This is a genomic window from Methanohalophilus halophilus (assembly GCF_001889405.1).
GTDB classification, from domain to species: Archaea; Halobacteriota; Methanosarcinia; order Methanosarcinales; family Methanosarcinaceae; genus Methanohalophilus; species Methanohalophilus halophilus.
Map to the genome: position 1 here is coordinate 1,056,185 of NZ_CP017921.1, position 18,081 is coordinate 1,074,265.

Here is an 18,081-nt window from a genome sequence, read left to right on the forward strand (position 1 = left end):
CGGATTTTATCTTCTTTCTGTATTACTTTCTGTATTGATAGAGGTGTATAACATGTATGGTATTGCTCTAGATTTGGGAACAAGTGGTTTTCGGGCACAATTGATTGATCTTGATACGAAGGATGTTTTAAAGACTGCTATTACAATGCGCCACCCTTTGCCGGGTGGCAACGTGATGGATCATCTGGATTTTTCTATTCAGGTAGGTCCGGATATTTCACATGAAATAATGATGGATACGGTAAAGAAAATAATCGAAAGATTCGATGTTGATCCGGCAGATATCCGGCGTATTGCTATATGCGGAAACCCTATACAGCTTTCAATTTTCCAGAACATTGAGATCCGCGATCTTGCTTATGCAGGTAAAAACAAACAAAAGAAGCTTGGTGTCGAAAATGTGGTGCGGGATGCTCGGGTTTTCAATGCTTCTGAGATATTTGAGGGTGTGATCTCTCTTCCAAATTGTGAAATTATTGTCCCTCCTGCAATCAAACATGAGATTGGTGCAGATGCATTGGCAATGATGATTATGACTGATTTCTATGAGCAGGAAAAACCTTCTCTTGTAACGGATTATGGTACAAATGCCGAAATGGCACTGAAAATAGGGAACAAGATTATTACTGGCAGTGCAGCTGCGGGTCCTGCAATTGAGGGTCAGGGTATTTCCTGTGGTATGCTTGCAAGTCCCGGTGCAATATCCGATGTAAATCCTGAAGGTGATTATTGGAGAATCACTATTCTGGATAAGGATATGTCTCCCCGTAAAGCCCATCTGGTTGAGCCGATTACCGGTGATATAAAAGAATCCAGTGACATGATTGCAAAAGGGATTACCGGTACAGGAGTAATTGCGGCGATTTCGGTTGCCCTGGATACTGGATTAATAAAGAAGCTTCCAAATCTGCCCAACGGTAAAGTTATTCTGGCTGAAGGTGTGGAAATTTATGACCGGGATATCGAAGAAGCAGGCAAAGCGATTGGTGCGATACGTGCTGCACACCTGACTTTACTTGTTGAAGCAGGTCTTGCATATGAAGACCTTGATTATATGTATATGTCCGGCGCAACAGGTGCATATATTGATGCGAACAAGGCCAGAATACTGGGGTCCTGCCCAAACTTCTCCAAATCAATCGTGCAATTTGGTAACACTTCGATCTCCCTTGCAAGGGAGCTTGTGTTTGATGGAGGTCGTCTTGAGGAAGTAAAGGAAGTAGCCAACAGAATAAAGGCTGACCATTTGATGATGGCCGAAAGCAATACTTTTTCGAACTTCTATGTTTGTGAACTTTCCTACTGGACACAGGGAATGCCCATTGAAACATACAATCAGATGCTTGAAATGTATGGTCTTCCAACATTACCCGAGCCTTATAAGGATCCTGTAATTGAAAAAAGGGTAATAAAGGATATCGATGAAGTAGGCAAAGAAGGCCTTGAAGTTGTGAGCGATCTGGGTATCGTAATAGAAGAGGAGGCTCCCAAGTGTATCCTTTGCCGTAAGTGTGAGGAGGAATGTCCAGAAGATGCTATTGTGGCACTGGAAAAGGACGGTAAAAGATACGTGCATTATGATAGTGAAAAATGCCTTGGAACTGCCTGTCATCGTTGCGTGACAATTTGTCCGGTGGACGCAATTCATTACATAGACATTGATATCAAAACACTCTGATATCTCTTTTTTTTTTGAGCGGGCGCGTGTGGAGCGCGCTTTTCTTCCTATTTATAAGTTCCGTTTGTGCCATTCATAATTCTGTATTCCTATTGTCACTCTATACTGATATTTAGAAACAACATTGTCTGTATAATCAATATTAATATGTCGAATAATACTTGTGTATTATTGGGGAGTTTGGAGCAAATTGCCTTGTTTTTGTTACGCAATTTTGTTGCAAAATTGATTTGATATAAATGGTATCCATTATCATCGATAATTCAAAATTGAGAATATTGGGCCAATGACAAATCTAATTGATTTTTAGTTGATTTCTAGCTCATGAATCGATTAATATCTATGATTCTTTCCCTTTTGTGATAATTAGTGGTGACATCATGGTCTGCTTTTCACCGACAAATATATATGGGCGTATTAAAAATCAGATTATGACAGCTAGTAATGGAGATGGAACTTACAGCACTACAAATTTGACGGATATTCGGCAAAGTTTGTTATGTTTATTTATGGAGGTTGTAAGTTTGTCAATGAATAAGGGTTGGTTTTCCTTCCCGTAATTTGTTGGCTAAAAAATTGCATAGGATGCGGATTACCCATCTCCTGGTCCGATGTAAACCTGTGCTGGTGGTTATCCACCAAACCGCGAAATATCGAATAAATATAGGAGTGAAAGGAAAATGAAAGAACACTACTATCCAGGCTCACGCCCATTGGAAGGTGTCGAACTTAATCTCTTCTCCGAAGATGATTTAAGAAAGATCCATTATGCAACAATGGAATGCTTCAAGAACCCTGGTATTCAGGTTTCTGATGCTGAAGCAAGGCAGATCTTCAAGGAAGCCGGCTGTGAAGTCGATGAAAAGAATCAGGTCGTAAAGATCCCTGAATTCCTTGTAAACAGAGCTCTTATGGACTCTCCTTCAAAGTTTACTCTCTGGGGACGTGACAAGAAAAACAATACTGTGCAGGAGCATAAGGGTAAGGTCAACTGGACTTGCTTCGGTACTGGTGTCAAGATGTGCAACTATGAAGCACCAGGCAAGTACAAGACTGTCGATTCCGTTGAGCAAGATGTAGCAGACACCGCCAAACTTTGTGATTGGGCAGACAACATTGACTACTACTCCCTCGCAGTATCTGCCAGAGACTGGGCAGGCAAGGGTGCACAGGATGTTCACGAAACATTCACACCATTGACCAACACCTCAAAGCACTTCCACCACATCGATCCTGTAGGCGAAAGTGTTGAGTATTACAGGGACATGGTCCATGCCTACTATGGTGGAGACGAAGAAGAAGCTCGTAAGAAACCAATTTTCTCCATGCTTCTCTGTCCAACCAGCCCTCTTGAACTCAGCAGCAACGCATGTCAGGTTATCATAAAGGGTGCACGCTTTGGTATCCCTGTAAATGTCCTGAGTATGGCTATGTCCGGCGGTTCATCTCCAGTATTCCGTGCTGGTACCCTCGTTACACACAATGCAGAGGTCCTTGCAGGTATCGTACTTGCACAGCTTGTAGTACCAGGTACTTCAGTATGGTATGGTAGTTCAACCACAACCTTCGACCTGAAGAGGGGTACTGCTCCAGTAGGTGCACCTGAACTTGGTCTTATCAGTGCGGCAGTCGGTAAACTTGCACAGTTCTATGGTCTTCCATCCTTTGTTGCAGGTACCTAGGCTGATGCCAAGGTCCCAGATGGCCAGGCAGGTCACGAGAAGACAATGACTACCCTGCTTCCTGCATTTTCCGGATGTAACACCCTTTATGGTGCAGGTATGCTTGAACTCGGTATGACCTTCTCTCTTGAGCAGCTCGTATTCGACAACGACATGATCGAGATGACCAAGTCCGCAATGCGTGGAATTCCTGTTGACGAACTGACCCTTGGTGTAGAATCCATCCAGAAGGTAGGAATTGGTAAGAACTTCCTTGCACACAAACAGACAAGGAACTACATTGACAGAGTATCTGATCCAAAACTCATCAACAGGGATATGTTCGGTGACTGGGAGGCAGCAGGTTCCAAGGATCTTGCAACCGTTGCTCACGAAAAGGTTGTTGACGTCATGAAGAACCATGAAGTTACACCTGTCGATGCTGACCTTATGAAAGACATGAAAGCTGTCATGGACAAGGCAGACGAAGATGTCAGGAACGCAATGTAATTTAATTTCAATTTAAATTTTTAGGAGAATAAAAATGGCTACACAGGAAGAGTTACAAGAAAAAGGAAAAGCTGCAGTTATGGATTTTGATGACGAAGCAGTTGTAGAAGTTGCAGAAGAATGTATCTCTGCAGGACTTGACCCGGTCGCACTCATTCAGGAAGGCTTCACTGCTGGAATGAACGAGATTGGTGACCAGTTCGAGCAGGGTACCCTTTTCCTTCCACACGTAATTGCTGCATCCGAAGCAATGAGTGCAGGTGTTGAAGTTCTCACCCCCGAACTTGAGAAACTCAGTGCAAAATCCGAAGACAAAGGTACAATCGCAATCGGTACCATCGAAGGTGACATTCACACCATCGGTAAGGATATCGTTGCAACCATGCTCAAGATCGCTGGTTTCAATGTCATCGATCTCGGAAGAGATGTACCAATTGCTGACTACGTCACCGCTGTAAAAGAAAATAAACCAGATATCATTGGTTCCTCTGCCCTGATGACCACCACAATGGTCCTTCAGACCCAGGTAGAAGAGCAGCTCAAGGAAGCTGGTGTACGTGACAGTGTCAAGACAATGGTCGGTGGAGCACCCGTTACCCAGGATTGGGCAACCAAGATAGGTGCAGACATCTACGCCGAGAACGCAACTGACGCAGTCGTCAAATGTAAGGCAGCAATGGAATAATTCCGTTGATGTGCGTGGGTGTATTGTTTAATACACCCACAAATTTATAACCTCTCTAATATCTATATATATTTGCTATATCAACTATAAATATTTGTAAATGAACTGGAGGAGTTTGTTTGGTAGATCTATAAGCATTAAGACAAGCAGAACATGGAAGACGTATCCGCTTTGGATATATGTGGGCACTTTTCTGTGCTGTACTTTGGGGTCTCTGGTATATACCAGGTACCGTCGTATGGGGTCTCGCACCCTTCGTTGAAATGTATACTGAAGTCGCATCAACAAGCGGCGACAGTATGGCATTGATAGTTACTGCAGTATTGATTACTGCATTAAATGCTGTGACAGTTGTACTTGCGCTATTCGTATGGAATGGTGTGCTTGGTAATTATGGTGAAATGATAAGGACAGCCAAGTCTTTCCACCCCTGTTCCAAGTGGTTCTTATTTGCATCTGTATTTGGTGGACCGGTTGCAATTCTTGGTTCCTTTATGGCAATGGGATTTGTCGGAGGAGCTTTTGCAGCGGTTGCCGCATTGCTTTATCCTGTTATTGGTGCTGGCCTTGCTAATGTATGGCATGGTGAGAAGATCAGTAAGAGGGCAGCAATGGGTATTATTGTTATCATCGCCGGTGGTATTACCATCTTTGGTGGCGGTGTGATTTCCGAACTCCAGGCCGGAAGTGTTGGCTGGATTGGATATGTTGGTGGCCTTATGGCTGCATGTGGATGGGGTATCGAAGGTGCTGTTGCTGACAAGGGTCTTGACGTTGCAAATGCCGATGTCGGTCTTCACTTGAGATTCATCGCGGAACTTGCCATCTGGATAATCATTGCGCTGCCTTTGCTCGCAATCATGGGTTACCCGGTCTTCACATATGCATTCCAGGTATTCCAGCCTTGGACAATACTCATGTTCGTATTTGCAGGAATCACTTTCGGATTCTGTTATGTGTCCTGGTACAAGTCCTTCCCACTTATCGGTGTCGGACGTGGTCAGGGTATTGCAAACCTGTACGGTATGTTTGCTGTGATTTCCACAATTTTGTTCTTCGGTGATGTACCACAGTGGACCGTGCTGGTTGGTGGTGCTCTCTGTATCGTTGGTAGTTTCATAATGTTCTCCGAAGAGAGTCTGGAACTCGAAACACTAAGGAACTGAAGTGATCAGGAGGTATAAAGAATGTCTAACTTACCACGAAAAATTAGATTGATGGAAATCATGCAGGATGGCAGCGAATACTGGAATTATGAAGTCATCAAGCAGGCAATGCAGGACTTTGGTTTTCAGAGCGATTTTTCTCGCGACACTTTGAACATGGACCTGATTGAACTGGCAGCAGTAGCTTTCATCAAGGAAGTCGATCTCAAGGTCGATGATGAAGGTGTTTACAAGAAGGGTTTCCTTCTGCACAAGTATGTAATCACTGAAGCTGGAAAAACCAGACTTTCCGATGCATGTATGTACGCAATCTAAGGAGGCTTTGTAAATGACACAAATGGAAGCATATACAGCATTCTTTGACTCTGCATATGTCCCTGCAGGGGAATATGTATGGTTGTTTGTTGTACTGGCTATTGCCTTTTTGGCAATCTGGCAGGCAAGGACTTGGGTATCGAATTTCTAAACTTTAAAACGTAAAATATATATAGATATTAAGCAGTTGATGGAGTTGGCAGGTGGGTGTTCACATGCCAATATCCATCGCTGATTGTGTTTTTTCTATAGTTTCACTATAGAACTTTTTAAGGAGGTTGTAACAACGACAAAAGAAGAATTATACAAAGAATTGTCTGACGCTATTGTAAGTTGCAAGAAAGATCAGGTTCTTGCTGCTGTCGAAAAAGCCCGTGGTGAACTCGAGGCTCCCGACATCATTGAGAATGGTCTTGCAGCAGGTATGAACGAAGTTGGTACCCTTTTTGAAAGGGGTAAATTATTCCTTCCACATGTCATGATGGCTGCAGAAGCCATGCAGGCCGGTGTGGATGAACTTAAAGACGATATGCCTGAATCATCCGGAAAAGCGGCTGGTGTAATTGTCAATGGTACAGTAGAGGGAGATGTCCATGACATCGGTAAGGCTATTGTATCCACCATGCTCCAGACATCAGGATTCGAAGTCTATGACATTGGCCGTGATGCACCTGTAGCAGATTTCATTGCCAAGATCAAGGAAACCAATGCAAACATGGTTGGTGTTTCCGCACTTATGACCACCACTCTCCAGGGCCAGAAGGAAGTAATCGAAGCCCTCGAAGAAGAAGGTCTCCGTGACAAGGTAAAAGTAATGGTAGGCGGCGCACCTGCAACCAATGCATGGGCCAAAAAGATCGGTGCAGACTGCTATGCAGAAAATGCAACTGAAGCTGTAGCCAAAGCAAAAGAGCTTCTCTTGTAAGGTGATTATTTATGGCAAACGAATATTTCTTAAGAATGGGAGATGGCGAGCGTATCTCCATGACCAAGGACCAGATCATTGCAGACCTCCAGGAAGGTAGTGCAGATGCAGCAGACCTTGGTAACATTCCTGAACTTTCCGGGGATGAACTTGACAAACTCGCAGATATCATAATGGATTCCAACCGCCTTGTCAGTGTCGAGCCTGGTATGGAAATCCCGGTTACCCACGACATTGGAACCCTCAGGATCGATGGTGACCAGGGTAACAGCGGAGTAGGCATCCCATCCAGCCGTCTTACTGGCTGTATGATGCACGAGAGAGGTTTCGGTGCTGACACAATGGAATTGGGTCATATCGACTACAGTTTCAAACCTGTCAAACCAGTAATTGCCCAGGAACAGCAGGCAATGGAAGTCTGTCAGCAGAACATGACTGTCCCCCTTCTCTACGGTGCAATGCCAAACCTTGGTCTCTATTATACACCAGATGGTCCATTCGAAAACCCTGGTGACCTCATGAAGGCTTTCAAGATCAACGAAGCCCGTGAATCCATCGAGCATGCTGGTGACCACGCAACCCGTGACATCACCTGGATCATGCAGCACCTTCAGAAAGTAGGTTGTGACGGTGTCAACTTCGATACCATCGGTGCAGCCGGTGATGGAGATGTATATGCATCCCTGTACGCAATGAAAGCACTCAGGGAAGAATTCCCTAACATCTACATCGAAGCAGGTATGGCCGGAGAATGTACCCTTGGTATGCACGGTGAACTTGAGTTCGAAGGTAAGGCTCTTGCAGGCCTCTGGCCGCATGAACAGGTGCCACTTGCTGAAGAAGCCGGTGCGAACGTGTTCGGCCCGGTCTGTAACACCAACACCAGCAAGACCTCTGCATGGAATCTTGCTCGTGCAGTAACCTTCACCAAAGCAGCCGTTTCAGCTGCAAACATCCCCTGTCATGTTGATATGGGTATGGGTGTCGGCGGTATTCCAATGTTCGAGACTCCACCGATCGATGCAGTAACCCGTGCCAGCAAGGCAATGGTTGAAGTTGCAGGTGTCGATGGTATATAGATCGGAGTTGGCGACCCAATAGGTATGCCAATCTCACACATCATGGCATCCGGTCTTACAGGTATGCGTGCAGCCGGTGACCTTGTTGCCAGGATGCAGTTCTCCGAGAACATGCGCATAAATGAAGCCAAGGACTATGTCGCCAAGAAACTCGGTGTACAGGCACTTGATCTGGGTGACGAGCACATCATGAGGGAAATCCGTGAAGACCTTGATATTGGCGTACTTACATCCGTTCCAGGATGTGCCAAAGGTATCGCATCCAAGATGAATATTGAGAAACTTCTCGATATTGACATCAACTGCTGTGACAAATTCAGGGAAATCACAGGCTAAATAAAATAATGTTCTGTCTGCTTCTTGCAGATAGGACTTCTTTCTTCTTTTTTGAACTAAATATTAACGATCATTTATGGATTCATGTTTTTCATAAAAGATTTATATATGAAAACCTTTTTTTTGTTATCATATTAACCTCATCGGAGATAACAGGGTGGATTCAATATATTTCTTACAGGTTGCACTTGCTGTGCTTCTCATGACTATTATAGCCCACCTGTTGAGTATGCGCTTTCGTATGCCTATATTGATTTTCCTTTTGATTGAGGGAATAATCGCAGGCCCAGAGATTCTTAATATATTGGATCCCACGATTTTGGGTGAAGGCCTAACAGCAATTGTTGCCCTCTGTGTGTCTGTCATTGTTTTTGATGGTGGCCTTCATATTGATCTTCGTTCTATACGTAGTATTCAAAAAAGTGTATTAAGACTTGTTATATTTGGCGTTGTTGTAACATTTATACTAGCTACGACAGCCAGTTATTATATTGCAGGCCTACCTCTGAATATTGCTGCCCTATTTGGTGCACTTGTAACAGCTACCGGTCCAACTGTAATCACTCCACTTGTAAGGAACGTCAATGTTCCCCATAAAGTCAGTAAGATACTTGAACTTGAAGGTGTTCTCAATGATGCTGCAAGTGTCATATTGGCAGCACTTATTTTTGAATTGATTGTTTCACCTCTTTCAGGTTTGGAACTTGTCGGTTTTTTCATACAACGAGTAGGAATGGGGCTGATTTTTGGGCTAGCCAGTGGCTTTTTGCTGCGAAATATCCTTGGCAAAATACTCCTTACTGAACAAACAGTACGGTTCATTACCTTTACAATGGTGATTGCCACTTTTGTGATTGCTGAGTCTTTTGCCAATGAATCGGGCATTCTTGCTGTTGCAATATTTGGTATTATGGTGGGTTCATCCAAAGTTCCCTATAAATCTGCACTAAAAGAGTTCAAGGCTGATCTTGTATTGATGATGTTGTCTTTGATCTTCCTGTTACTTGCAGCATTACTGCGTTTTGATTATATTATACAGATAGGGCTTGTGGGTGTAGCGGTTGTAATGGTCTTGATTTTTGTGGCCAGGCCAATTTCTGTATTTCTTTCTACCCGTGGCACATCTTTTAATCGCAATGAAAAATTATTCGTTTCCTTTGTCGGTCCAAGGGGTGTGGTTCCTGCTTCGATTGCAACCTATTTTGCAGTAAAATTAAATTCAATGGGGATGGTAGGCGGCGATGCCCTTGTAGGACTTATATTTATTACTATCATTATTACGGTTTTAATGACCGGTTCCTTTGCCAATCGTGTTGCTAAGTTCTTAGGAGTGATTCCAATGGAGATACTTGTTGTAGGTGGCGGTGAGGTTGGAAAGATTCTCGCCGAGCGTTTTGAAAAGAGAGGGGAAAATGTAGTGGTTGTAGACCCTTCCGAAGAAAATTGCCAGAAATTGATGAAATCTGACATAAGAGTTGTGCATGGTGATGCGGAAGATATTAATGTCCTTAAGGAAGCAGGAATTGATCATGCTAAATATGTGGTTGCAACTACTGACAAGGACAATACTAATCTTTTAATTTGCCAGATTGCCAAGACCAAGTTTAATTTTGATAAGGACCAGATCGTTGCACGTGTAAATAATATTGAAAACCTTCATGCTTTCTGGGACCTTGAAATAAGAGCAATGAGTCCTGCAATGACAACTGCTCTTGTGCTGGACAATATGGTAGGCCGTCCTCATATGTTCTCCATGTGTGAAGTTGGGGAAGGAGCCGACATCATAGAGGCACATGTAAGTAATCCCAAAGTTGTAGGCAAAGCTATAAGTGAACTTAACTTGCCTGAAAACAGTCTTCTGTTAATGGTCCGCAGAGGTAATGAATCCTTTATCGCCAACGGGAATATTGTACTTGAATATGACGATATTGTAACTGTAATTGGTGAAGGCGATTCAGCACAGAAGGTTGCAGACCTTTTTGAGCGTTGATTACTTTCAGCCCACTTCAAACATCTATATATACCCAAACGCCATATTCACCTTTGCCTCTCTAGAAGGAAAAACAAGAGGTCAAGGTGATTTTATGGAAGACATTGCAAAAAGCATACAGACCCAATTTAAAGATATGGGAATAGAAGTTCCTCTGGAAGAAATTGAAGAACGGCTTGATAAACTTATTAACAAATTCAAAGTTCCCGGTAATGAGGCACGAAAAAATACTGTAAATGTTTTGCTTAAGCAGTATAATGTCGACAAGAATGAATTTTTCAACCAATCAAAACCCGCAACCATGTCTAATATTGCGGATGTGAAAGCAGACCAATGGGTAAATGTCGACATTAAAGTGTTACAATTATGGGATAATTCAAACAGTTCAATTTCCCAGGTAGGCCTCGTAGGCGACTCTACCGGTCGAATAAAATTTATCAAATGGGCCAGGGATAATCTTTCTGAAGTTGAAGAAGGTAAATCATATCGTTTTAGTAACGTGGTTGTTAATGAATGGAATGGTAAACTGGAATTAACCCTGAATCGTACCAGTTCCATAGAACCGCTTGCTACAGATATTGATGCAGGTTCAACTTCCGCCGGTTCTCCTGAAGAATGTCAGGTTTCAGATCTGAACCAGGAAAACATGTGGGCCAATCTCAAAGCCAAAGTTGTCCAGTTATGGGACAATTCCAATGAATCAATTTCCCAGGTTGGAATTCTTGGGGATGAATCCGGTACTATCAAATTCATCAAATGGTCTCGTGATGGTCTGCCTGATGTAGAAGAAGGTAAATCTTACCTTTTCAGTAATGTGGTGGTCAATGAATGGAATGGTAAGTATGAAGTTACCCTAAACCGCACCAGTAGCATTGAGCCCCTGGAAGAAGATATTGATACCTCCTTCCAGCCGGCCGGATCGGCTGAAGACCGCTCACTTTCAGAATTACGTCAGGAAAATATGTGGGCCAACATTGAATCCAAGGTTGTCCAATTATGGGACAATTCCAATGATGCGATATCCCAGGTAGGGATTCTTGGTGACAAAACAGGTACTATCAAATTTATCAAATGGTCTCGTGATGATCTGCCTGATGTAGAAGAAGGACGGGTTTATCGCTTCAATAACATTGTTGTCAATGAGTGGAATGGAAATTATGAGGTAATTCTCAACCGTACTACTACAATTGAACCTCTCTCTGAAGAAATAGAAGTTGGAGCTAATAGTTTCCAGGGTGCAATGATTGATATCCAGGATGGTTCCGGTCTTATTAAACGCTGTCCTGAATGTAACCGGGCACTTACAAAAGGAGCCTGTATGGAGCATGGCAAGGTTGATGGAAATTATGATCTGCGTATCAAAGCTGTGCTTGATAACGGGGAAACTGTGCAGGATGTTCTTCTGAACAGGGAAATCACCGAAGAATTGACCGGTATCACGCTTGAGGAAGCAATAAATCTTGCAGCGGATGCCCTTGATCAAACTGTAGTGGTAAGTAAAATGCGTGAGGACCTTGTGGGAAAATATTATTGTGTGGAAGGATCCCTTGCTGATCGTTACTTAATAGCAAAATCCATTGAACCATTATCCACTGTTGATATGGAAAAGATTGACGAGCTTATTGCAGATCTGGAGGTGGCCTGAATGTCTACCTATGTACGTGAAGTAGCAAAAAGAATGTTTGCAAAAGAATTTAGGAATTCGGATCTCTCATTCAGGGAAGGTGACGATGTTTATTCTCCCCAGTATCTGTTAACACCAACCGGGGCCAGGGTAAATCGCCTTTTTATTGTAGGGACTCTTATCGAGAAGGAAAATATAGGCAATGAAGCGGAATACTGGAGAGGTCGGGTTACAGATCCTACAGGTACTTTCACAATATATGCAGGTCAGTATCAACCGGAAGCAGCACAACTGTTGTCAGAATGTGAAACTCCCGCATTTGTAGCTGTTGCAGGCAAACCCAGTGTTTATGAAACTCCTGATGGGGACACTATTACTTCCATAAGACCTGAATCCATAAGCATAGTTGATGGTAACACACGGGATATGTGGGTTGTTGATACTGCCATTCAGACAATTAATAGATTACATGATCTGGATGGTTCGGATACATATGTTATTCGTGCTAAAGAACATTACAATACCGATAAGGGAAGTTATTCATCCATGGTACTGGATGCTTTGAAATCCCTGAAAGAACAGATTTGATGTGTGTGCTTCATGCACACCTTTTTTTGCATAAGTATAATAAATGAGTAAATCTATTTTAATTCAGGTGATATTTGTGAAAACTTATCTGTTGGTGTGGTTTAACAGTGAAGGTGCAAGTCCCTCAGAAGTTAACCGTCGCCTTCTGTCTCTGGGGTTTAAACCAATTCAGGGATATTATGACTATGTCTATGAATGGGGCAATAATGTTCATGTTGAGGAAATCCTCCAGTTTGGAGATAAAGTACACCTGAGCCTGAATGAGCTTGGAGTTATATTTAAAATAGAAACGATTGATGGGAAAAAGTAAACGTATTAATTGTCCGCTTTTTCGAGTTCTCTTGAAAATCCGACAAATCCACAGGATTTTCCTTTTATTTCTATAAATCTTGCTTTTACTTCACCTTTTTCAATATTTAGTTCGGCGGCCATAGGGTCTGACATGCGTGGAGATGTCGGGGAGCCGGGACACAATACCAGTACATCTGTTTTTTCCAGGATTGGTCTGTGTATATGGCCGAATATAAGCACATTAACACCCATTTCAAGGGCTTTGTAGCGCAGGGCAGTTGTATCATTTATTGATAGGGCGGCTTCGTGGACCACGCCTACACTTACGCCTCCAATATCTAGTTGCAGGGTTTCGGGAAGTATCTCTTTTAATTCGTATGTATCGGAATTTCCATATACTGATTTGAGTTTCCCCGTATCGTTGAAAGCCTTATAACATTCAAGTGTAGTAAAATCTCCGGCATGTATTACCATGTCATATCTGTCAATCAGGCCTTTCAACCCTGGAGGAATTTCTCCACTTTTGAGATGTGTATCTGAAATAACAAGTACCTTCATGTTTTTACCTTAATGAATACTCAGGTCTACAAGTTCGTATTCCAGGTTTTCCATTTCAAGTTTACTCATTATAGTGGGTACCTGCTCATCGATTGCAAGCACAAGGGATGAAAGTCCATGGAATGCAGCTTCTACGACCGATTCCTTGGCCCCATACATAACATCGGGTTGACTTCCAATTTTTTTGAGTGCCACGAGTGATTCAACTCCAATCACCGCTATATAGTCCTTTGATTCGGTGAGTTTTTTCAATCGTTCCAAATCTACATTTCTGGACCCCTGCCTTTCACTGCGGGGAATCTTGCAGACTGTAATACTTGCTGTTTCCAGATCGATCATCCCGGTCAGGTTGGTGACACCTACATCTTCTCCTTTTCCTGCATCAGATACGGTGACACCCCGGGCATCTGCTTCTTCTTTAGTGTCAACATATAGCAAACCGTTTCTCATATGAAGATAGACATCCTCGCCTTTATCCAGATTTTCATCGGCAATAGCAGTCCAGGTAGATACATGGCTTATAATATCACTCATTACGAATTTGGCATATCTTTTCATGTCAGCAGCATTTTCCAGAACCCATTCTACTCCATTTTTTGTAATTCTGTAACGTACCCTTCCGTCAGAATAAATGTATCCTTCTGATGTAAGTTCCTTTATATATTCTGAGACTGCCTGAGGAGTCACTCCGACTTTTTCTGCTATTTCTTTCTGTCTGACATTGGGTTGATGGGCGGCAACTTCGATAAGTATCTGGAATTTGGTAATGCCGCTTTTACTCTGGAGAATGTCAATCATTTCTTTTCCTCATTTATTTTCAATCTCTGGCCCATAACCGTTAACTTATTTGCTCTTCTGGCAAGGGATCTTATGTATAATGCACTTCTGTTGAGCTTACGTGTAAGAGCACTCATAGAATGGTTGCCACTTTCTACTTCCTTTTCAAGTTCTCCTATCAGATCTTTTATTTCTTCGTAAGGAGTGAATGTTAAAGTAATTATTTCACTGAGGTCGTCAAAAGAACACTGGAAATTCGCCTGTACTTTTGAATACGATGAGTGATATTCCTTATCCGGTTTCTCTCCAGGTTTGGGCATGCGCCACTGGCTTTCCAGTAACCCGCATTTCTGGAGTATATCGATACTTTCCTCTGTGTCAATTCCCATTTTTTCGTCAAGCTGGCCTTTTGTCATCCACTCTGAACTGAGTGCATTGAAGACATGTTTATGCTCCTTTGACCTGAATGTTTGTAAGAGGGGTACCATTTCAGATGGGTCGTTTATTATTCGGGTTCTCCTGGGCATCACAAAACCTCATATGTAGGTTATTGATTCGATTAAGAAAAGGCTAATACAGCTATACTAATATGGTCTTAAGATTAATAAATGTGTTGTAGTATTGATATTGATAATTATCGCAGTTTTTCGTCATACATTTATACCGTTACATTTATTCAATCCTGTTAACAATACTGTTCAGTTATTATGACAGAGGCACTGTATTCTAAAATTTTCAGGTTGCTTGATAATCGACAACTTTCAATTAGTGGCATCACGAGAGACCTCAAATCAGAAGGTATTGATGAACATCGATTAATTATGACCGGTTATTTGAGGGCATTAAGAGATCTGAAAAAACTTGATGAAATAGAGGTGCCTCCATCAAAGACCTATAAACTTTCAGATAACGTTGAGAAAGAAGAAGATAATATTTATTCTCTTATAGGCCATCATCTGAAAGATGTTCCTGCATCCAAACGCATCTATGTAGCAATCTATGTATTTTCTTATCTGTTGGAAAGGCCGGTTTTCAAGGCTGAGTTAAAATCAATGGGGTTTCATGAAAATACTATCATGGATGCAGTGCAACTGGGCAATCCTATAATAGAAGTACCTGAAAAAGATATTAGGCCTTTTCGCAATTCCATAACGCGAATCACAATACCTTCATTAGACCCAGCTTATGAGTTAAAAGTTGAAGATGATAGCTATCTTCAATATACTGGAATAGTTCTTTTACCGATACTCAAGGTTTTTGTAAATCTGGAAGGACTGGTTCCCAAGACAAAACAGCTGAAATTGACGATGTAATTACTCGTCCAGTTTTTTTTATTGACGTCAATTATTGTTCATGCTGTCAGTTCTTAATTCTTAGTATATCTTGTGCATTGACTTTTCAAAAATTTTATGTTACCCATTTAGATAACATGTATTACCCAAATCCTCGTTTTTTTATTATAATATTTTGTATCACCAAGAGTTGTAAAACAAGTTTTGTTTAATATAACTCTAAAGGTGATTGTATGAGATCTTTAAATAGAAAATATGGAATACTTTTTGTATCATTTTTATTTGTCGTCTTGACATGTTTGACCGCAACGGCTCACGAATCTCACTCCGATGCTCCTCATGCCCTTGCTGAGATTGAAGAGCATGCCGGAGAACTTGTTGAACTTTCCGATACTCTGCATGTTGATTCTGCGCAGATTGCAGACGATGAATCACTGGATGAAGACCTGCGTGCCACTGCTGAATCTGTTCATCTTTCCACCCATGATATGAAGCATATCGGTGAACATATTCTCTCCCATGTGGAAACCCTCGAGGGTCTGTACTCCGACTCTGAAAACAATGCAGATGAAATAAATTCCGAGATTGCAGCCATTGAATCTGAAATAGATGAACTTAAGGAAATAGTCAATTCCAATGCTGATGCTGTACACACTGTTGAATCCAATACTCCCGCTTCCCATCAGGAATATGCTGAATCCCTTCATGAAAATTTCCATGAGGTTGGGCACATCGGCACCCATCTTGTAAAATACACGGATGAACTTGGAGGGGAAGATTCCCATGTATCTGACCATGATAGCTCAAATGCATTGATGGAAATCGAAGAGCATGCCGGTGAACTTGTAGAACTTTCCGATACTCTGCATGTTGATTCTGCGCAGATTGCAGACGATGAATCACTGGATGAAGACCTGCGTGCCACTGCTGAATCTGTTCATCTTTCCACCCATGATATGAAGCATATCGGTGAACATATTCTCTCCCATGTGGAAACCCTCGAGGGTCTGTACTCCGACTCTGAAAACAATGCAGATGAAATAAATTCCGAGATTGCAGCCATTGAATCTGAAATAGATGAACTTAAGGAAATAGTCAATTCCAATGCTGATGCTGTACACACTGTTGAATCCAATACTCCCGCTTCCCATCAGGAATATGCTGAATCCCTTCACGAAAATTTCCATGAGGTTGGACACATCGGCACCCATCTTGTAAAATATACGGATGAACTTGGGGCAAGTATGACAACAGAAGATTCTACAACCTCTGTTGATGCAGCTAATGAAGAACAAAGAGAACAGGAACCTTCCGCCACATCCAACCAGGCACCTGGTTTTGGAATTTTGATGGCAGTATGTGGACTGCTTGCTGTAGGTTACTTAAAGAGACAGTAAACTTTCAGGAGGGTTATAGGTATCTTTTACCTATTCTCTCCTTCCAAATATATGTTGATTCAGGAGTGAACTAAATAATGCATATATCAGATGGTATCCTCTCCACCACTGCCATAACCGGTGGCTGGGTTGTAACTATAGTCATAGCCATACTGTCTTTTTGGTGGAGGTATAGGGAAGTTGATGTGGTAGAAGAAATTCCTAAGTTTTCAGTAATGACAGCCGCATTTTTTGTTGCTTCTCTTATTCATATTCCCTTAGGGCCTACAAGTGTACATTTGATATTTAATGGCCTTGTAGGTGTGATTCTGGGTCCCCTGGCGTATGTGGCAATGTTGGTAGGTTTGACTTTACAGGCTTTCCTTTTCCAGCATGGCGGAGTCACAACCATTGGTGTCAATACTATGAATGTTGGAATCCCTGCCCTGTTATGCTTTTACATTTTCAAAAAAGGGATAGATTATGGTTTTTCTGAAAAAATAATGGGAGGCATAAGTGGGGGCCTTGCAGTATTTTTTACAACAATCCTTCTCTCTATAAGTTTGTTGACTACAGGAGAGGAATTTTTAGGCGTAGCAGGAGTAGCAGCAGCAGCTCATGCCCCGGTAATGATTATTGAAGGAATCGTAACTGCTTCAGTAGTAACTTATCTGGCAAAAGTTAAACCTGAATTATTACCTGTTAAATTAAATAAGTGAGGAGTGTGATGAAAATGAATTCTAGATTCAAGCAAATTATGTTTTTTGTATTGGTATTATCTTTAATATTAATGCCAGTAGCTTCAGCACATAGTGTCTTCATGGATGTAATAGAAAAATCGGAGAGTAATATAAAGGTAAAGGCATATTACGGTGGTGGAGACCCTATGAAGGATGCAGAAATAAATGTGTACATTATTGGTGAAAACGGTGAATCACTTTACATTGAACAGGCAACCAGTGATGCAAATGGATTTTATTCCTTTATTCCTGAAGAGGGTGAGGACATGTACAAAGTAGTTGCTTCTGATTTTGGCCACAGGGCAGAAAAAGAGATAGATATAAGTAGTAAATCATCTACTCACTCGTCTTCCGGTACTTCTTCCAATCTGCCATTGTCTGCCAGCATTGTTGCTGGTTTTGGATATCTTGCAGGTATTGCTGGTGTAGGGATGATGATAAGTGCCAGAAGAATGAAGAAGAAATACGAAGAACAATAATTGAAGTGTGG

Annotated in this window: 17 protein-coding genes and 2 pseudogenes; 16 read left to right on the forward strand and 3 right to left on the reverse strand. The window is 42.0% G+C overall.

What is annotated here, in order from left to right; translation table 11 throughout:
- Positions 1-52 precede the first annotated feature (52 nt).
- The 12 genes and pseudogenes from BHR79_RS05375 (at position 53) to BHR79_RS05435 (ending at position 12,867) form a co-directional block, all read left to right on the forward strand.
- Positions 53-1,678 (forward strand): methylamine methyltransferase corrinoid protein reductive activase, encoded by a 1,626-nt coding sequence (locus tag BHR79_RS05375; RefSeq protein ID WP_072561402.1) that lies wholly within the window; start codon positions 53-55, stop codon positions 1,676-1,678.
- Between the two features lie 680 nt (positions 1,679-2,358).
- A pseudogene (gene mttB / locus BHR79_RS05380) lies at positions 2,359-3,849 on the forward strand ([trimethylamine--corrinoid protein] Co-methyltransferase).
- 34 nt (positions 3,850-3,883) lie between these two features.
- Positions 3,884-4,534, forward strand: a complete 651-nt coding sequence (locus tag BHR79_RS05390) for a corrinoid protein (RefSeq protein WP_072561405.1) — start codon at positions 3,884-3,886, stop codon at positions 4,532-4,534.
- A gap of 179 nt (positions 4,535-4,713) precedes the next feature.
- Positions 4,714-5,700, forward strand: a complete 987-nt coding sequence (locus BHR79_RS05395; protein ID WP_072561406.1) for a DMT family transporter — start codon at positions 4,714-4,716, stop codon at positions 5,698-5,700.
- 21 nt (positions 5,701-5,721) lie between these two features.
- Positions 5,722-6,015, forward strand: a complete 294-nt coding sequence (locus tag BHR79_RS05400) for a hypothetical protein (RefSeq protein WP_072561407.1) — start codon at positions 5,722-5,724, stop codon at positions 6,013-6,015.
- A gap of 13 nt (positions 6,016-6,028) precedes the next feature.
- Positions 6,029-6,166 (forward strand): hypothetical protein, encoded by a 138-nt coding sequence (locus BHR79_RS10640; RefSeq protein WP_169818158.1) that lies wholly within the window; start codon positions 6,029-6,031, stop codon positions 6,164-6,166.
- Positions 6,167-6,328: 162 nt separating this feature from the next.
- Positions 6,329-6,940: a dimethylamine corrinoid protein MtbC gene (gene mtbC / locus BHR79_RS05405; RefSeq protein ID WP_083433116.1), complete on the forward strand. Its 612-nt coding sequence runs from the start codon at positions 6,329-6,331 to the stop codon at positions 6,938-6,940.
- Positions 6,941-6,951: 11 nt separating this feature from the next.
- Positions 6,952-8,355 (forward strand): annotated as a pseudogene (mtbB, locus tag BHR79_RS05410) ([dimethylamine--corrinoid protein] Co-methyltransferase).
- A 157-nt stretch (positions 8,356-8,512) separates the two neighbouring features.
- Positions 8,513-10,345, forward strand: coding sequence for a cation:proton antiporter domain-containing protein (locus tag BHR79_RS05420; protein ID WP_072561410.1), 1,833 nt, complete (start codon positions 8,513-8,515; stop codon positions 10,343-10,345).
- A 94-nt stretch (positions 10,346-10,439) separates the two neighbouring features.
- The gene (locus BHR79_RS05425; protein WP_072561411.1) at positions 10,440-11,990 is read left to right on the forward strand and encodes a hypothetical protein; all 1,551 of its coding nucleotides are present in this window, start codon (positions 10,440-10,442) and stop codon (positions 11,988-11,990) included.
- Entirely contained in the window at positions 11,991-12,557 is a 567-nt protein-coding gene (locus BHR79_RS05430; protein ID WP_072561412.1) for an RPA family protein, read from the forward strand.
- Positions 12,558-12,633: 76 nt separating this feature from the next.
- On the forward strand, positions 12,634-12,867 hold the full coding sequence (locus BHR79_RS05435; RefSeq protein ID WP_072561413.1) for a hypothetical protein: 234 nt from the start codon (positions 12,634-12,636) through the stop codon (positions 12,865-12,867).
- 5 nt (positions 12,868-12,872) lie between these two features.
- Here BHR79_RS05435 and BHR79_RS05440 read toward each other — a convergent pair whose 3' ends face one another.
- Genes BHR79_RS05440 through BHR79_RS05450 form a run of 3 tightly spaced genes read right to left on the reverse strand, consistent with a single transcriptional unit; the run spans position 12,873 to position 14,710 of the window.
- On the reverse strand, positions 12,873-13,406 hold the full coding sequence (locus BHR79_RS05440) for a metallophosphoesterase (protein WP_072561414.1): 534 nt from the start codon (positions 13,404-13,406) through the stop codon (positions 12,873-12,875).
- A 9-nt stretch (positions 13,407-13,415) separates the two neighbouring features.
- Positions 13,416-14,204, reverse strand: a complete 789-nt coding sequence (locus tag BHR79_RS05445; protein WP_072561415.1) for a DUF7839 domain-containing protein — start codon at positions 14,202-14,204, stop codon at positions 13,416-13,418.
- A complete protein-coding gene (locus BHR79_RS05450; RefSeq protein ID WP_072561416.1) occupies positions 14,201-14,710 on the reverse strand; it encodes an ArsR family transcriptional regulator in 510 nt (169 codons plus the stop codon). The genes BHR79_RS05445 and BHR79_RS05450 overlap by 4 nt, the downstream gene beginning before the upstream one ends.
- Before the next feature lie 180 nt (positions 14,711-14,890).
- On the opposite strand from BHR79_RS05450, the gene BHR79_RS05455 reads away from it, so the two are divergent.
- The 4 genes from BHR79_RS05455 (at position 14,891) to BHR79_RS05470 (ending at position 18,070) form a co-directional block, all read left to right on the forward strand.
- Positions 14,891-15,496: a hypothetical protein gene (locus BHR79_RS05455; RefSeq protein ID WP_072561417.1), complete on the forward strand. Its 606-nt coding sequence runs from the start codon at positions 14,891-14,893 to the stop codon at positions 15,494-15,496.
- Positions 15,497-15,774: 278 nt separating this feature from the next.
- A complete protein-coding gene (locus tag BHR79_RS05460; RefSeq protein ID WP_157198646.1) occupies positions 15,775-16,872 on the forward strand; it encodes a PGF-CTERM sorting domain-containing protein in 1,098 nt (365 codons plus the stop codon).
- Between the two features lie 77 nt (positions 16,873-16,949).
- On the forward strand, positions 16,950-17,570 hold the full coding sequence (gene cbiM, locus BHR79_RS05465; RefSeq protein ID WP_072561419.1) for a cobalt transporter CbiM: 621 nt from the start codon (positions 16,950-16,952) through the stop codon (positions 17,568-17,570).
- Positions 17,571-17,641: 71 nt separating this feature from the next.
- Positions 17,642-18,070, forward strand: coding sequence for a hypothetical protein (locus tag BHR79_RS05470; protein ID WP_234970473.1), 429 nt, complete (start codon positions 17,642-17,644; stop codon positions 18,068-18,070).
- Positions 18,071-18,081 lie beyond the last annotated feature (11 nt).

Bases quoted from the DNA above. Each gene is read 5' to 3' on its own strand.
- BHR79_RS05375 (WP_072561402.1), top strand. From the start codon at position 53: ATGTATGGTATTGCTCTAGATTTGGGAACAAGTGGTTTTCGGGCACAA.
- BHR79_RS05390 (WP_072561405.1), top strand. From the start codon at position 3,884: ATGGCTACACAGGAAGAGTTACAAGAAAAAGGAAAAGCTGCAGTTATG.
- BHR79_RS05395 (WP_072561406.1), top strand. From the start codon at position 4,714: ATGTGGGCACTTTTCTGTGCTGTACTTTGGGGTCTCTGGTATATACCA.
- BHR79_RS05400 (WP_072561407.1), top strand. From the start codon at position 5,722: ATGTCTAACTTACCACGAAAAATTAGATTGATGGAAATCATGCAGGAT.
- BHR79_RS10640 (WP_169818158.1), top strand. From the start codon at position 6,029: ATGACACAAATGGAAGCATATACAGCATTCTTTGACTCTGCATATGTC.
- BHR79_RS05425 (WP_072561411.1), top strand. From the start codon at position 10,440: ATGGAAGACATTGCAAAAAGCATACAGACCCAATTTAAAGATATGGGA.
- BHR79_RS05430 (WP_072561412.1), top strand. From the start codon at position 11,991: ATGTCTACCTATGTACGTGAAGTAGCAAAAAGAATGTTTGCAAAAGAA.
- BHR79_RS05440 (WP_072561414.1), bottom strand. From the start codon at position 13,406: ATGAAGGTACTTGTTATTTCAGATACACATCTCAAAAGTGGAGAAATT.
- BHR79_RS05445 (WP_072561415.1), bottom strand. From the start codon at position 14,204: ATGATTGACATTCTCCAGAGTAAAAGCGGCATTACCAAATTCCAGATA.
- BHR79_RS05450 (WP_072561416.1), bottom strand. From the start codon at position 14,710: ATGCCCAGGAGAACCCGAATAATAAACGACCCATCTGAAATGGTACCC.
- BHR79_RS05455 (WP_072561417.1), top strand. From the start codon at position 14,891: ATGACAGAGGCACTGTATTCTAAAATTTTCAGGTTGCTTGATAATCGA.
- cbiM (WP_072561419.1), top strand. From the start codon at position 16,950: ATGCATATATCAGATGGTATCCTCTCCACCACTGCCATAACCGGTGGC.
- BHR79_RS05470 (WP_234970473.1), top strand. From the start codon at position 17,642: ATGCCAGTAGCTTCAGCACATAGTGTCTTCATGGATGTAATAGAAAAA.